This window comes from Paenibacillus ihumii (genome assembly GCF_001403875.1).
GTDB lineage: Bacteria > Bacillota > Bacilli > Paenibacillales > Paenibacillaceae > Fontibacillus > Fontibacillus ihumii.
In genome coordinates, this window is record NZ_LN884297.1 from 28672 (window position 1) to 43127 (window position 14456).

The following is a 14456-nucleotide window of genomic DNA, read 5'->3' on the forward strand; positions in this document are numbered from 1 at the left end:
ATGTACATGTTGTTCTGTTGTATTCAACAATATGGTCACCAGCCTTTTTCAGAATCGGTTTGATGCAAAAGGGTTGCCCGCACGTCAGCAATCATATAAAGCGTGCCCGTGACGACCCCAAGATCCTCCCGTTCCGTCCGTGATTGCAGCAGTGCCAGCGCACGCTTCCAGTCACGCTCCACAATGACTTCAAGATCCGCCTTCGCCGTATTCCTCCGCAATTGCTCTACGAGCTGATACAGCGAATCCGCATCCATTTTCTTGCGAAAATCGGGCTCGGTCAGAATAAGCGTATCCACTATTGGTAATATATGCTCCAAGTATTCGCGATGATGCTTATTAGCGAGCATCCCCATCATCAAATTCAGCTTCCGGTAGCTGAATGCTTCCGTAAGGCTTCGGGCCAGCGCCTCCGCACCTTCCGGATTATGAGCTCCATCCAGAACGATTCGCGGCTGCTCCGACACCTGCTCCAGCCGTCCGGCCCAGAAGGCCTTCCTGAAGCCGGCAAGCAGCTGCTCTTCCTCAAGCACAAAGGCCATGTATTGCCGCAGAACCTCCAGCACCATCATCGCTCCGGCCGCATTCGTGCATTGGTGCTCGCCTAGCATCGACAGCTCGATATCCATAGCACGGAACGGCCCTTCAAAGCGGAGAGATTGGGTTCTCGCGCTTGACTCTCCACGCTCGTAACGGAATTGTTCTCCCAGCAAATAGAGCGTCGAGCCCTTCTCTTTCGCCGTCTCTTTCAAAACAGCGATAATGGAAGGCTGGCTGACGCAGCTGACGACCGGTATCCCCGGTTTAATGATGCCTGCCTTCTCGCGGGCAATATCCTCCAGGGTATCTCCTAAAATATCGGTATGATCCATGCCGACATTCGTTATAAGCGACACGATCGGTGTAACCAGGTTCGTCACATCCATTCTGCCCCCGAGCCCTGTCTCCCATACCACGACATCGGGATAGCATACTTCCGCGAAATAGAGAATTGCGAGCGCCGTACTCACCTCGAACATCGTTGGAGATCCCCATTCACTGGCAGCGAGCTCTTTCGCTACGGGAGCAATCCGGTTGGCTAGGTCTAACAGCGTCTCCTCCGGGATATCCTCGCCATTGAACTGAAATCTGTTCGTGAATTTCGTTATATAAGGGGACGTGAACATCCCTACGTCATATCCGCATTCCTGGAGCGTTGAACTTAAAAAAGCACAGGACGAGCCTTTGCCATTCGTTCCTGCAACGTGTACGAACTTGAGTCTGCGATGCGGGTTGCCAAAGTGCTCCATCATCCGCTGGATGCGCTCCAGACCCGGACGAATGCCAAACGGTATTAAACTGTTAATCCACTTTACCGCATCCGTGTAACTTGTAAACGGCTGCCGAATCTCTTCCGAAAGATTAACCCCCATGTCATTTTCACCTTCATTAATGTATTGAACTCAAATGCTGCTGCAATAATGGAAAGGTACAGCAAGAGCTGAATAGGCGGCGCCTAGCTCCTGCTGTACTCGATTGAGCATATCAGCGTATTTATTTTTAGCCTTTTAATTCAGCGATGCGAGCCAGCACTTTATCGCGCTTGCTCGAATAGTCGGCCATTTTGGCTCGTTCTTCCTCGATGACCTTCGCAGGCGCTTTAGCAACGAAGCCTTCATTCGCCAGCTTCTTCTCTACGCGTTCCACCTCTTTGTTCAGATGAACGAGCTCTTTCTCCAAGCGGGCAATCTCCTGGCTGATGTCGATTAAGCCTGCTAATGGCAGGTATAGCTCTGCTCCCGTTACAACTGCCGTCATCGCCTTCTCTGGAACGGAGGCGCCCAGCGATGCCTCGTATTGCGAAGTGTTGCAGAAGCGGCGGATATAGTGGCTGTTCCGTTCGATAATGTCCAGAAGCTCGGCGGATTCCGGTTTGACGATCAATTCAATCTGCTTGCTCATCGGCACGTTCACTTCCGCCCGAATATTGCGAACGGAGCGGATGATATCGATCAGCAGATTCATCTCGCGCACAGCATCCGGAGCTTCTAACGCAGGATCGAACTGCGGCCATTCCGCCAGCGTGATCGTCTCGCCGCGATGCGGCAGATGCTGCCATATTTCCTCGGAAATAAACGGCATGAAGGGATGAATCAGGCGCAGCGTGCGGTCAAGCACATAAGCAAGCACGGATTGCGTTTTTCTTTTGGCCACAGGGTCTTCACCATAGAACGACAGCTTGGCAAACTCAATGTACCAATCGCATAGATCATCCCAGATGAAGTTATACAGCTCGCGGCCCGTCTCCCCAAATTCATAAGCATCGATCAGGCGGGTAATGTTGCGCGCCGTCTCATTGAAGCGGTGAAGAATCCAGCGGTCGGAGGTTGACAGTTCTCCTTGTATATCGATATCCTCGAACGTTACCCCTTCGAGGTTCATTAACGCAAATCTGGAGGCATTCCAGATTTTATTCGCAAAGTTGCGGGCCTGCTCAACGCGCTCCCAGTGGAAGCGCAAATCCTGGCCAGGCGTACTGCTTGTTGAAATCATGTAGCGCATGGCATCCGCGCCGTATTTCTCGATTACATCCAGCGGGTCGACCCCGTTGCCGAGTGACTTGGACATTTTCTGGCCTTCGCTGTCCCGCACCAACCCGTGGATCAGCACATCCTTGAACGGAATTTCACCCGTAAATTCAAGAGCGGTAAAGATCATCCGCGCTACCCAGAAATAAATGATATCATATCCGGTGACGAGGACATCCGTCGGGAAGTAGCGCTTGAAGTCCTCGCTGTCCTCATCCGGCCAGCCCAGCGTAGAGAACGGCCACAGGGCAGAACTGAACCAGGTGTCGAGGACGTCGTTGTCCTGCACCAGCTCATGCCCGCCGCACTTGGCGCAAGCCCCCACCGCTTCCCGGGCGACATGCAGCTCGCCGCAGGATTCGCAGTACCACGCTGGAATGCGGTGCCCCCACCATAATTGGCGGGAAATGCACCAGTCGCGGACATTTTCAATCCAATGGAGGTAGATCTTCTCAAACCGTTCCGGGACAAAATGAACCCCTTTGCCTGATTTTTGAGCAGCAATCGCCGCTTCCGCCAGCGGCTTCATTTTGACGAACCACTGCGTCGATAAATAAGGCTCTACCACGGCGCCGGAACGCTCGCTATGTCCAACCTGGTGCACATGGTCTTCAATTCTTACGAGCACGCCGGATTCCTTGAGGTCGGCCACGATCGCCTTGCGGCACTCGCTGCGATCCAGTCCCTGATATTTGCCGGCAGCCTCATTCATCTTGCCGCTCTCGTCCATGACGGTAATTTGCGGCAGATCGTGCCGGAGCCCCACCTCAAAGTCGTTCGGATCATGAGCTGGCGTAATCTTCACCGCGCCGCTGCCGAAATCCTTGTCGACGTATTCGTCGGCAATAATCGGAATTTCACGGTTCACAATCGGCAGCACGAGCGATTGGCCGATCAGGTGGCGGTACCTGTCATCCTCGGGATGAACGGCGACAGCCGTATCCCCAAGCATCGTCTCGGGTCTCGTCGTGGCTACAGTAATAAATCCGCTCCCATCCTTAAGCGGATATTGCAGATGATACAAATGGCCGTTGACCTCTTTATATTCCACCTCGATATCCGAGAGTGCCGTACGGGCCGCAGGATCCCAGTTAATAATATATTTGCCCCGGTAGATCAGGCCTTTCTCATACAGCTTGACAAATACTTCACGTACGGCCTTGGACAGTCCCTCATCCAAAGTGAATCGCTCGCGGGAATAGTCGAGCGAGAAGCCCATTTTCGCCCATTGCTCGCGAATCGTGTCGGCATAATGCTCTTTCCATTCCCAGACCTTCTCGAGAAATTTCTCGCGGCCTAGATCATAACGGGAGACTCCTTCAGCGCGAAGCGTCTGCTCCACTTTCGTCTGCGTAGCTATTCCCGCATGGTCGGAGCCCGGCAGCCACAGAGCATCGTAGCCCTGCATCCGCTTCGTACGGATCAGGATATCCTGCAGCGTAAAGTCCAGCGCATGCCCGATATGAAGCATGCCCGTTACGTTCGGCGGGGGAATGACGATCGTGTACGGCTTGGCTTCCGGTCTTTGACCCGCCTTGAAGAAGCCGCCCTCCATCCAGTAGCGATACCATTTCTGTTCTGCAGCCTTGGGATCATACGTTGTCGGCATATTCGCCGACGAATGCTCTTGGATCTCTGACATAATTTCAACCTCCGTTACAATTCAGCATTGCCTTAGCGTAATCAGGATAGTCTTGCTAAAAATACAAAAAGCCCCTCGTCTCAAAGGACGAAAGGCTTTACTTTCGCGGTACCACCTTTGTTTTGCGCGTTGGTCTGGCCGTTTCCGCTCATTCCGGAACAGCGACAAACTCGCAACACTCATACAGATAACGGCTGCTACCGGCCCGTTCTAACGGCTACGTCGTGCATAGCTGCTCAAACTAGCGACTCCCGGGTGACTTCGTCCAGCTGCATCCTGCGGAATCTTCCAGCGCTGCAATCCCGCTCTCTGAAGGGCTCACTGCCTACTCTTCCCGTTCCATGTCTTTCACACGATTATCTTAAGTTAATCCATATTATCATAGCGTGAAATCGACAGGGAGTCAATATTTGTCTGACCGCATCGCATCGAACATCTATGCCAGCGCTTCAAGTCTCAGGCGAGGGCTAGTCCAGCCAATGCCATCAGTCCCTAATCAAGGCTCGGTTCCGAATACGAGTTCTCCGTTATGGTGCAGCGTTACGCGTTCCCAATTTGCATAGGCGGTCTTGGATGGATCAAAGGAATAATCGTTATCCTCGTTAAGGTTCGCCCAGCTGCTGCTGTGGTTGCGCGTCTGGATATCCCCAGTCTGGCCGCCGGGCTGCAGAGAGCCTGCTCCCGCCTTGAACGTAATCTCCAGGTAGGTATCGGCATCCGCTTTGCCCGGGTTCATCGTCACGAAAACTCCGCTTAGGTTCGAGCAGCCGACCATCGCCCAATCGCAATTGAACTGCATTTGCCCGCTGCCTTCAGCCGTAAAATAATACCGAAGGCTCAGCTCGCTCAAAGGCACTGCAGCAGATCCATTATTCACAATATTGAAATGCGGCTTGAATTGGTTATCTGCCGCATTCGTATCCCCGGCTTTATACTGAACGACCAAATCCCCTGACGGAGATGGGTTCGGATTGGGGTTTGGACCCGGTCCGGGGTTCGGATTTGGATTCGGTTCAATGCTTCCGCCCAGCTGCTGGCTATGATCTTGGAGGTATTGGGCGACCCATGCAAGCGGCGCATTCCAGTTGATCGTATTCTCCTTCGAGACCCAGGCGTCTGGGGCGGTGTTCTTCGGGGCATAGGACTTAGCCGCCGGTCTTCCCGTCGGTGTAGCCGCATCATTGATGACCGTATTGTTCGGTCCTCCCGACAGCCAGCCCTTCGGATACGGGATACCGCTTTGGTATTTGCCCCAGGCCCAGCGGTCATGCGTATCGGTCTCATAATATTCGCCGTAGCCCGTAATGTAGGACAATCTCATCGCGTTATTGCCCATCAAATAATCCATAGCCCGGTACATGGCCTTGAGGTAATCCACATCCTGGCTAAGGTCGTAAGCATAGCCTAGCAGAATCATTTTGTTGACGATGATGGAGTTGGAGCCCCAGTCATAACCTTTGTTCCCCGGCAGCAGCACAGGATACCCTTCCCCATTTAGCGTCGCCAGCATACCGTTCGCCTGGTTCAGCACATTTGTCTTCATCGCCTGCAGATCGGAAGCGGGAAGATCGTTTGGAGCCGAGAGCAGGGACAGCGTTCCTGTCGTCGCCGTAGACTGCCAGCCGAACGGGGATACCTCGCGGTAATGCGGGGAGGAGGTCACCGCAGCCTGATAGGCCGGTTTATCGCCGTCGCCGAATGCATAGGCCGTCAAATATAACTCTGCGGCTGCCGCATACCGGTCGTCGCTGGTGCGGATGTCGTCATAGTCGCCGCCTCCCGGGGCATCCGGGGTCTGCGATGTGTAGAGAACATTCGGATCGGCCTGGGCTCTCGACCACGCGTCCTTGGCAATGCTCCACATCTCGGCAGCTTCCGCTTCATTATATGGCTGAAGAAGACGAGCCAGATGAGCCAGATTCCGGGCCACCGCATAGGTGGCATTCGTGGAAGGCGGCTGGGCCTGGCGATTCATGGCATTCTCCGCGTCAATATTCGTTACCGGGAATGCGCTCCAATTGTCGTTATGGATTTTATGCGAGGCCAATCCTGTCGAAGGCATGACTCCCTTCATAAAGGTCGAGCCGAAAACAACCTCATCAAGAATATCGGGAATGCCGTTGCCGCTCTCGGGAATGTTCAGAGAGCCGTCCGGGAACGCCCCGGGGTAGCGCTCATACAAATTCAGCAGCGTCCAGGCTGAAATGGCTTGATTTACCGGATAGATTCCGAAATCGCCTGCATCCGCCCAGGAATTCTTCACATTAAGCCTTTCGTTTCCGCACCAATTGTTATAACAGCCGACCGAGCTGTCTCCCGGATGGAGCGCTTTATGGGCAAAAGCCGGATTGCTCAAATATCGGGCCTCGATATCGACTCCCATCCGGTGAAAGTAGAAATATTCCATCGCCTCCTTAGGCAGGTTAGGATATAAATCGCCGCCGATGACGAAGGGGACGCTTTCCCCTAACCCGGATACCCACAGCCTGTAAGTGCCCGGCTCGGATACAGACGAAAAATCGGCATGATGGATATGATCGGAGGAGGCCTGATCCAGGCCGTAAACCTGCGTCTGTCCCTGAGCAGCCACGGTATTAACGCCTGCCTGGCGCAGCTCCCATGCAAGCGGGGATGGCGAGCTGCTGACGATAGACGCTATTTTGTCAGCGCCGGGCAGGTATCCGATTTGATTGACCCGGATGGGACTAGGATCGGTGTCCGCACTGGCCCCCATAGGCAGCAAACCGGATACGACTAGCATAAAAATGAGCATCATCGCGGTCAACCAGCCCAAGCCCGGTCCCCGTACTTCGCTTTTTAAATTATTCCTAAAGCTAATCATCGCTTAACTCCCTCTCTTCCCTTCAATATTAAGGCTCATTCCCCCAAACCAATGATCCGTTCCGGTACAATGTCACTTTCTCCCAATCTGCAAACGACGTTTTCATAGAATCGAAGGAATAATCATTGCTCTCGTCTAGATTCGTCCAATTGCTCCGATGGCTGCGCGTCTGGATTTCCCCGCTGCTTCCTCCCGGGGATAGAGAGCCGGCCGAGGCTTTAAAGCTGATTTCCAAATAAGCGTCGGCGGAGGGCGCGGGGTTCTCGAGTTGAACGAATTTCCCGCTCAGGTTCGAGCAGCCGACAACCGCCCAGTCACAGTTGAACACGAGCGAGCCGCCGCCGTCCAAGGTCAAATAATAACGAAGCGTCAATTCGCTTAGCGGAATCGCTGCTGAGCCATTGTTCACGATATTAAAATGCGGCTTGAGCTGATTATCGCCCGCATTCGTATCCCCGGCCTTATACTGAACCTTGAGATCCCCGGCCGGAACAGGCTCAGGTTCCCCGCCGGTATCCCCCAGCTGAACGTCAATGGACAGTACGCCGCTTCCCGGCTCCACTTCGAAGGTCTTCTTTGCGCGGAAACTGCCTTTCGTTACCGTTACGTCATAGGTCCCATGGAACCCTCTGAAGGCATATTCGCCGTTATCCGTCGTTGTCCCGGATTGATGCGTCGTCCATTCCTCCATCAGTGCCATATATCTTTGCCCCGCTGCATTTAGGGACCAGTCCATATTTACAATCGCTGCATCCGCGCCTCGCCAATGATTTCCCGCCCAGAAGCCCCACATCATAATTCCTTCTACGGACGGATGGCTGAAGGCGATTCTATATAGCGCTTCCAAATTATCCGCTCTAATATGCTCGTCAGGCTGAGTAGAATCATATTCGCTAATCCAAATCGGCAAATTCAGGGTCGCCAAGTTATCCAGTCTCTGCTTCACCACAATCGGATCAATCGTGGCTCCGAAATGCCCTTGAACGCCGATCCCGTCGATGGGTGCGCCCTGGCTAAGCAGCTCCTGGATATGCAGCTTATAATCATTGTCCCCCGGCTCGCTGATTACGTTATAATCATTCACGAACAGCTTGGCGTCCGGATCAAGCTCCTTCGTTCTCTGATACATATAAGGCCAAATCGATGCCCCCAGCCGATCTTTGAAAAAGCTGCCATGCATCATCTCGTTGTTCACGTCCCAATGTACGAATTTCCCTTTAAAATGATTCACTACACTGGTAATCCGGGCATCCATCGCTTCACGCAGCTCGCTGCCCTGCAAGTTCTTCACCCAGCTTGGCTGATACTGCTCAACCTCCCAGTGCACCGTATGCCCGCGGACGGTAATGCCATTCGCTTCGGCGAATTCCATCATTCGGTCAGCCACGCTGTAATTGACGTTGCCTTTGCTGGTCTCATTGGAATACCATTTAGACTCGTTCTCGAACACGGCCCAATTGAAATGTTCTTTAAAAAAATCACTGTACTGGCTGTTGGACAGCACCGTGCTGCTCATCGCCGAACCGAAAGGAAAGCCATGCCGGGTCTGCTTCACCTCGACATTCGCCCCCGATACCGGCCGCCCCTGTTCATCCTTCACGAGAATCTGCACATCGCCTTTGCGAAGCTGACCGATCCGGGCATTGGCCTCTGCTTTCCAGTCAATCTCAGCCCGCTCGGCGACAATTACGTCATCTACATAAAAATCAACGCCCGCCTCCGGTCCTTCAAAATAAAGCTTCAACGACGTTACCGTCCCAGAAGGCTTGTATAAAAAAGATCCTCTCAAGGTCATCCAGGAGCTGTCCGTGACCGGGGACTCAGATACCCGAAGATAGTTATCGCCGCTGCCATCGCTCTGCTGCATCGTCATCATTACCCGTCCGCTCGCCGCATTCTTTAGGCGTACAGAAGCGGATATATCGTACGTTTTGCCTGCCGTAAGCTTGCCCAGGAGACTCTGGGCGATGCCATGCCACCCGTCCTGCCTCCCGGCGACGAGAGCGCTGTAGGAGCCTTCGAATACCGGACTGCTGACCACACTTAACGCTTCTGTCCCGGCCATGCCTGTCCATCCGGACGTCGTGCCGGATTCAAAGCCCGGGTTATCCAGCAAATTGGCCGATGCCTCAGCAGCCTGTCCCCATGCTTGACCCCCGGAAATTAACCCGTTCGCCACCGTAATAAGCAAAACAATAACCACCGCCAGACTAAAGCGCCTTCTTGCAGCAATCATTATAATCCCTCATTTCCGCCTTGGTTTAATAATTCTCTGAACCTCCCTGAGTTAAACAGAACGGCGTCATATAGACGCCGTTCCTTGTCAGCTATTAAGGCTCAATTCCCCACACCAGCGTGCCGTTCTGGTACAGAGTTACTTTATCCCAATTCGCATAAGAGGTTTTAGTAGGGTCAAAGGAGTAATCATTGCTCTCATCTAAATTCGTCCAGTTGCTGCTATGATTGCGGGTTTGAATGTCGCCGGTGCTGCCTCCTGGCGCGAGCGTTCCTGCCGATGCATTGAATTTAATTTCGAGATAGCTATCGGCACCGGTTTCGATTTGGCTCATGCTAACAAATGTGCCTGTCAAATTCGAGCAGCCGACCATCGCCCAGTCGCAGTTGAATTGCAGTGTCTGGTTGTTATCATTCGTAAAATAATAGCGGAGTGTCAGCTCGCTTAAAGCTACAGGCGTCGTTCCGTTATTGACAATGTTGAAATGCGGCTTGAACTGATTATCCGTTGCATTCGTGTCTCCCGCTTTGTATTGAACAACAAGATCCCCGGTCGGTCCCGGATTCGTGCTGCCACCCTGCGGCAACGCAGAGGCCTGAGTAGAATTCGGGCTGGAGCCTACATTGTTCGCAGCACTAACCACATAGTAATATGTCGTCCCGTTCGTCACCGCGGTATCTGTATAGCTGGTCCCGCTAATGGTTGCCACCGTCGTGTAAGGTCCGCCGCTTGCGGTGGAGCGTTTAACAGTATAGCTGGTCGCACCTTGCGAAGCGTTCCAGCTCAAGGAGACCTGTCCGTCGCCAGCCGTAGCGCTCAGGCCAGCCGGTGCGCTAGGTGCAGTTGGAGGCGGATCTACCGGTCCCGGTCCTCCTCCGCTCGTCGGGATTGCAGGATAGGCATTTTGAACAAGCATTACGAACTGATCATGGAACCAGTGGCCGGATACAGGAGCATTAGGCAGCGCGCCAGTCAAGATTCCGTATTGTGTCTGGTAAGTCGGGTCGCACATGCGATCGAAGCCCTTGCCCTCGTTGTTCGGAATTTCAGAGCTGGAGCCGTCGGATTCACCCGGAGGCTTGACCCAGACAAATGCATCGATATGGGAAGCCGGGAAATCTGCCGGTGCAGTCTCAGGCGCTCTGCCCATTCCGGCACCGCTGTTATTGCACCACAGACCGCGATGCTGACGGCGATCCACGCGGCCGGAGTCTACAATCTCGTTAACCGTAGAACCAATAGCGCTGGTCGGTCGATCAGGTCCGCCCCAGCCGTTGCGGGAAGTATCGATAATAAAGCCAATGCTGCTCGGCCAGCCGGCGGCTACGAATCCGGAATACAAGCCTGCTGCAAAATCAGCCTCGCTGAAGTACGGATTCCACTCATAGAAATTGGCGGATCTGAGCGGCATTCCGTTCACGTTGCGATTCGGATCCGGGAGATTAGGCTCCTCCAGCGGAGTCGTATTGGCCGTGTTCAAAGCGAAGCCGTCAATGCTGGCAAAGCCGGCATTCGTAGCTTGAGCTACCTGCGTATACAGCTGGATAGCGCCTTGGCGGTTATCGTCCCAACCGAGCCAGCCGGAGTGACCGATATCAACGTAGGTATACACATTAGGAATTACAGCAAGCTTATTCAGCGTATATTTGAACGCATCTACATAAATGCCGCTGGAATTCGCCGCTGCACATGCCGGGGTGCTGAGGTTGGTCACCAGGTTGGGAAGGCTGTCCGGCTCAACAACCGTAACGATGCGGATATCTTGATATTTAGGATTAGAGAAAATGTCAGCAATCACATCGATATAATCAGTTTTGTACGTTTGCAGGCCTGCTTGCGTCAGCGGCAGCTCCCCGTTAGATGCAAGAGCGTGACAGTCGCGGCCGGGCAAATTATAAATGACGAACTCGGCAACGATCGGCGTATTGCCCTGCTTCTGGGCCAGGGCTGCATCGAGGTGCCCCTCGAGGCTGCGGCGGTTGCCATTGTTCTCGCCGCCATAAATTGCAGCGATGCGATCAAGCCAAACGTAAGTGTTGTAGGATTTAACGGTCTCCATTTTTGCTTTCAACGTGCTGTCGCTAACCTTAGCTATAGAAGTATCAATCAATGCAGCATAGTCAGGATTGATATACTTTGTCGCGCCAACATACGGGTTGTCTACATGAGCTTCCGCCGCCTGAGCGTTTGGATTTCCGAAAGGTGTGAACATCGTGACAACCAATGCTGAGATCAACGCAAACACCGCGGTGCGTTTGGGCAAATACTTTATCATTTCTTTCAGCTCCTGTTATAAATTTTCATTGAGTATTCATTCGCCGGTGAAATGTATGCGCTCTCAAAATGTTGCCTTTCGAATATGCCGTCCTTTGTCGTCCTACTCTTGCTCTCCTTACTTAACTCTTCCTAAAATAATTTCACAAACAGCTAACAAAATATGCTGAACGATCACTCCTTTCTTCTTTAAAACATTGTCATTACACGGCGATTATCCGTCGAAATGACATAAAAGGGAGAATCCCTGACGACAAACAACTGTTAAAAAACAAATTGTTCACCATCTAGGCACAAATATACCATAAATAGTAAAAATAATACAATCTTTTTATTCATTTTATTTTAAATAAGTTTAAAACCATGTTAGCAAGTTGTTTTTTAATTAGCATAAGAGATCACCTCATTGTTTTTCACAAGCTTTGTTTCAAAAACGCATTAAAAAAACTGCGCGTAGTTCGCGCAGTCAAATTATATTAAATACCGAGCCGGCAGGCTTTTAGTAATTAAGGGATATACAGTACCTGGCCTTCTGCTAGATTATGCTCCGCCAGCCGGTTATATAGCTGCAGCTCCCTCGTGCTGAGATTGTAGCGCTCAGCGATTTCATCCAAGGTCTCTTCTCGCTGAACGATGACGAGCCGGATTTTCCGGAAGGGAGATGGGTCCTCCGCATTACCAAAGAACAGGTTCTTCCAACGAACCTCCTCTTCGTCCCCTTGCTCCTCTGCTGCCAGCTTTACGTTCTCATCTTCCTGATCGGGCAAGCCTTCCATATCTTTATTCGGCCGATGGGTAGACAGCAGCTTGGTGATGCCGATATCATTCCCCTGCACCGTCTCATCCGCTTTTTTGCTGTTCAGGGCGATCTTCAGCTCTTTTTTCTCCTCAGGCTGAGGACGGATTTCCGGTTCCCCTGCCTCGTAAGAGAACTCTTCCGGCTCCGGTTCGGTAACTGCCGCCAAAGCCTCCTCTGAATTCGTGCTGAATTCAGGCTCGGGAGCCTTTGTTTCCTCCGGCTGCCTGGGGATAGCCTGTACGCCCTCTGCGGCATCGCTCTCCTGCGCCTCTGCCAGCTCCGTGATGACATGCTCCGATGCATCCTGACGTTCTTCTCCCTTGAACCAGACGTCGTAGTCCTCCCCCTGCTGCTCCGCTTCCCCTGCTGCGTGTACAGGGGCTGCCGCCTCCTTGTCCTTCCAAAGCGCGGAGGCCAGAAGCGGCGAATCCTCTGTCCAGGAAATCACGTTCTGTGGACCGGACTTCGGCAGCTCGGGTAAATCCGGCAGCTCAGCATGCCCCGGGGAGCTCTGCCCTTCAGAGGCGCTATAGTCTCTGTAGACCGGTGCTGCCTCTTCGGTCAACCATTCCTGCGGCTTCTCCTCTTCTTCCCGCCAAGGGCCGGCGGGCGGCTGCTCCGCGAAATCTGTCACATCGAAATTATCCTGCCTGGATTCGTGGGCCGCAAGGAACTCACTGTCCTTCCACTCTTCGCTTCCGGCCAATGTCGTTGTTTCGATGCCCTGGAGGGACAGAACCCCGGTAATATTCAAGCTGCGGGCGCTAAGCAGATTCACGTCGAAATTTTCAATTTCAACGGCGATCTCCTCAAGCTTATTAACCCGGCTAAGCGGAATCGTGATTTCGACCGGAATCCAGTGCTCCAGCTTGCAGCTCTCCCCTTGCCCCCGATACAGCCCTGACAGCAGCAAATGGCCGCGAAGCGCGGCATATTCCTCGCCAGGGATCACCTGAATTTGTGGAAAAAGCTCTATTTCCTCCAATTCTTCAATCCCAACCACATCTTCCGATAAATGAACGCGCTCATAAATATCAAACCTCAGACCGTAGGATTGATCAGCCAAGAATGATACCTCCTTTCAGCATTTCCAAACATGATTTCGTCATCCCATGGATGGCATGGTCCAAATCATCGCTCGTTATATTTATATGCTTGAAAGAAAAGTGCATGCCTGCTTTTTGGCGATCCACCCGTAATCCCTCATGCCTTATGCGTTCACGTATGCCCTTAAGCCCTCAGCCTCCTGAGCAGCCCTTCCCAGCTTGCAGGCCAGGGATCCTGCACAGACACGTCTTCCCCGGTCAACGGATGGGCAAAGCTCAGGCTCTCTCCATGAAGCGCCTGGCGGGGCGTAAGCCTTGTACTGCCACCATACAATGCATCGCCGATGAGCGGATGCCCGGCATGACTCATGTGAACGCGAATCTGATGCGTGCGTCCGGTTTCCAGCGTAAGACGGACGAGACTGGCCGACGAATAAGCCTCCAGCAGCTCTACGCGCGTTACCGCCCGTTGGCCCGACGGAGATACCCGCCGGCGCGACTTATGATGCCGATCCTTGCCGATCGGCTGATCGATGACGCGAAGCGCGGGATCTACGACGCCCTGCACCAGTGCAACGTAGACCCGGCCGATTTCCTTGCGCGCCATCGCCGCATCCAGCTTTAGCTGGGAAAATACATTTTTGGCATAGAGCACCGGACCTGAAGTAAATTCGTCCAGCCGGTGTATATGCTCAGGGGCAACGGCTTCGCCGCGCTCCAGATACAGCGCCGCCACCATATTGGCCAGGGTCGGCTGGCGGCTGTGCCCGTCCGGGTGCACCTTGACCCCTGCTGGCTTATGTACGACGAGGCAGAAATCATCCTCGTACAAAATTTGCAGCGGATGCTCCGGCTGCAGCGGATCATACTGCGAGAGTCTTGGGGGAAAAAGCCGCAGGCGCAGGCGATCCCCGGCCAGCTTGATGCCCTGCTCAGCTTCAAGCTGGCGCCGCAGCTTAGGAGGCAGGCCAAGCGCGCCTTCCAGCCATGCTATCGCCGCCTCCTTACGATCGCCGCCTTCCGGCACAGCGAGCCTGCCTGGCATCAGCT

General features: G+C 53.3%; 7 protein-coding genes. All 7 read right to left on the bottom strand.

All coding sequences use genetic code 11. The features are described 5' to 3' along the window. Nucleotides 1–35: 35 nt before the first annotated feature. Nucleotides 36–1412, bottom strand: a complete 1377-nt coding sequence (locus tag BN2762_RS02980; RefSeq protein WP_055105557.1) for a bifunctional folylpolyglutamate synthase/dihydrofolate synthase — start codon at nucleotides 1410–1412, stop codon at nucleotides 36–38. A gap of 127 nt (nucleotides 1413–1539) precedes the next feature. Further along, entirely contained in the window at nucleotides 1540–4209 is a 2670-nt protein-coding gene (locus tag BN2762_RS02985) for a valine--tRNA ligase (protein ID WP_055105558.1), read from the bottom strand. Between the two features lie 496 nt (nucleotides 4210–4705). Further along, on the bottom strand, nucleotides 4706–7051 hold the full coding sequence (locus BN2762_RS02990) for a glycoside hydrolase family 9 protein (protein WP_055105559.1): 2346 nt from the start codon (nucleotides 7049–7051) through the stop codon (nucleotides 4706–4708). Between the two features lie 28 nt (nucleotides 7052–7079). After that, a complete protein-coding gene (locus BN2762_RS02995; RefSeq protein ID WP_055105560.1) occupies nucleotides 7080–9287 on the bottom strand; it encodes an endo-1,4-beta-xylanase in 2208 nt (735 codons plus the stop codon). A gap of 94 nt (nucleotides 9288–9381) precedes the next feature. Further along, entirely contained in the window at nucleotides 9382–11562 is a 2181-nt protein-coding gene (locus BN2762_RS03000) for a glycoside hydrolase family 6 protein (protein WP_055105561.1), read from the bottom strand. 505 nt (nucleotides 11563–12067) lie between these two features. Beyond that, nucleotides 12068–13426 carry a LysM peptidoglycan-binding domain-containing protein gene (locus BN2762_RS03005; protein WP_055105562.1) on the bottom strand — a complete coding sequence of 453 codons (1359 nt, stop codon included), beginning with the start codon at nucleotides 13424–13426 and terminating at the stop codon, nucleotides 12068–12070. A 164-nt stretch (nucleotides 13427–13590) separates the two neighbouring features. Beyond that, nucleotides 13591–14451, bottom strand: a complete 861-nt coding sequence (locus BN2762_RS03010; protein ID WP_392391562.1) for an RluA family pseudouridine synthase — start codon at nucleotides 14449–14451, stop codon at nucleotides 13591–13593. Nucleotides 14452–14456 lie beyond the last annotated feature (5 nt).